This window comes from Agrobacterium tumefaciens (assembly GCF_031801495.1).
In the GTDB taxonomy this organism is placed as follows: domain Bacteria; phylum Pseudomonadota; class Alphaproteobacteria; order Rhizobiales; family Rhizobiaceae; genus Agrobacterium; species Agrobacterium tumefaciens_K.
In genome coordinates, this window is the sequence record NZ_JAOEGC010000004.1 from 1 (window position 1) to 1682 (window position 1682).

Annotated in this window: 2 protein-coding genes and 2 pseudogenes; 2 read left to right on the plus strand and 2 right to left on the minus strand. The window is 54.9% G+C overall.

What is annotated here, in order from left to right:
- Positions 1-301, plus strand: a 301-nt coding sequence (locus tag N7578_RS22620; protein ID WP_311112598.1) for a hypothetical protein, incomplete at its 5' end; no start/stop codon positions are given.
- A 15-nt stretch (positions 302-316) separates the two neighbouring features.
- Here the strand turns inward: N7578_RS22620 and N7578_RS22625 are convergent.
- Positions 317-550: a hypothetical protein gene (locus tag N7578_RS22625; RefSeq protein WP_311112599.1), complete on the minus strand. Its 234-nt coding sequence runs from the start codon at positions 548-550 to the stop codon at positions 317-319.
- A 243-nt stretch (positions 551-793) separates the two neighbouring features.
- Between N7578_RS22625 and N7578_RS22630 the strand changes: the two are divergent.
- Positions 794-1110 (plus strand): annotated as a pseudogene (locus N7578_RS22630) (hypothetical protein).
- Here N7578_RS22630 and N7578_RS22635 read toward each other — a convergent pair.
- Positions 1100-1378: pseudogene (locus N7578_RS22635) on the minus strand (pyridoxamine 5'-phosphate oxidase family protein); the annotation flags it as partial. The pseudogenes N7578_RS22630 and N7578_RS22635 sit on opposite strands and share 11 nt — an antisense overlap.
- Between the last annotated feature and the right edge of the window lie 304 nt (positions 1379-1682).

Here is a 1682-nt window from a genome sequence, read left to right on the forward strand (position 1 = left end):
GGCCGTCGTCATCTCTGATGTCATGAGAGGCGTTTATCCCAGCCGACATCTGGCGCTCGCGGCGGCAAAGCTGCTCGAAAGCGATATGCTGCCGACCGAAGAGGCGAGTCGTCTCGCTCAAACGACTAATATGACCCTGACCGATACCGCAGCCCCCAATCAGGCGTCCCGGTCGCTCCAAGTGCCGGTAGCGGTGCCCCATCAGGTGGATGTTCCCCTGCGAGGTAGAAACGCAAAAATGAGCTTTCCACCGTCGACTGACGGTCGCAATCTCGCGGTGGGTAAAGTCTCGGCGAAATGACGGGCCGGCGCTGGCTCACGCGGTGCGACCGGGATGCGTCGCTATTAAAAAATAGAGCGCAATGGCAGCCGCCAGCGCAAAGACCATCATGGTTTTCCAGGTGCGTTTGCGGCCGCGAAAATCGCCGTCATCCACGCCGACGGGTGAAAACTTCGAATCGAGCCTTTCGCTTAGCGGTCGGTTCAGATCCTGCTCGGGCCTGATGCTTTCCCGTGGTGCATCAGCCATGCCATTATCTTTCGCCTGCATAGGATACCTCCATCTGGGCGCACGGCATCCTAACAACGCTCATCCTCAATTGTTCCGCCCCGAAGCGGTCAGGGGGGAGGGGAATGTCACAAGATGCCACCTTGGGAAGAGATGCGCGACGCCCCGCCAGAACTCTCGCGCATATTTGATAAGTTAGGACGACCGGGCGGCTGAAATCATCCGGCTCAGACGTTATGGTAGGCGCAAAGACATACGAATGCGGTGGTATGCGAGGAGTAAAGCATGCAAACTGTCAAACGCCTTACCATGGCGATCATAGGCATGACTGATACCGTGACGCCGGAAATCAGAATGGCCTGGTTTCATGCCCAGATTAGTCTTGAGGGACCGTATTCCGCCAGTTTCATAGAGAGTGAAGACGCTCTGAATTTACTGCCGCGATTATAGACGTCCGTTACGAGGCAAACGTCCTGCTACGCCTCTCCGAGCAGTTGGAAGGCCAAGCCATTCCCTATCTTTTTTTCGTACCCGATGCGGTTATCGATAGCGAGCCGGGACCTTTTGTCCTCTCCAGGCGTTCGGAAGACATTTGTCTCTGATCAAGGTCGCCTTACCATGCACGGCGATGAAAATGCCTGGCTTGCCAAGAATGCTGGGGGCCGCGGTAAAGGTCAGGGTAACCCCGCTTTCGCGATTGATGTCGCTAACCTTCTTCGTATTCCCATAGGAGAAAAACCATGAGTCGCCTTCGTATTCGACATCACCGTTATTACTCATCGGTCGGCTGGCAATCCTGTCCGGAGCATGGGTGTTGAACATACAGAAATCGATTTTGCTCAACTTCTTAGACAGTTCTTCGATACTCATCGTGTTTGTCATCGAAACCTCCTATCGATCGCCGTCGTTTCGTCTGTGTGCGCTCACGTTCAAGTAGACAGTCATGTTCCACGGGAACACAGCTCGGGACTGGGTGGTTTGCCTACAGAGATCGTAGCGTGCCAATCGGACGTGACGGAGATGATGAACGCATCGGTTTTTCCGATTTCTCGGTGCGGGCAACGAAAAGCCAGACGAGCATCTTTACCCGTCCGCTGCAATCTCGACTCCTATACCCGTGACAGAGGCGGCGTTGATGTTGTTCTCCTTGGCAAATGCCGTGATGGCGGTGAAC

Excerpts from the sequence above, each read along its gene's own strand:
- N7578_RS22625 (WP_311112599.1), bottom strand. The coding sequence starts at position 550 with ATGCAGGCGAAAGATAATGGCATGGCTGATGCACCACGGGAAAGCATC.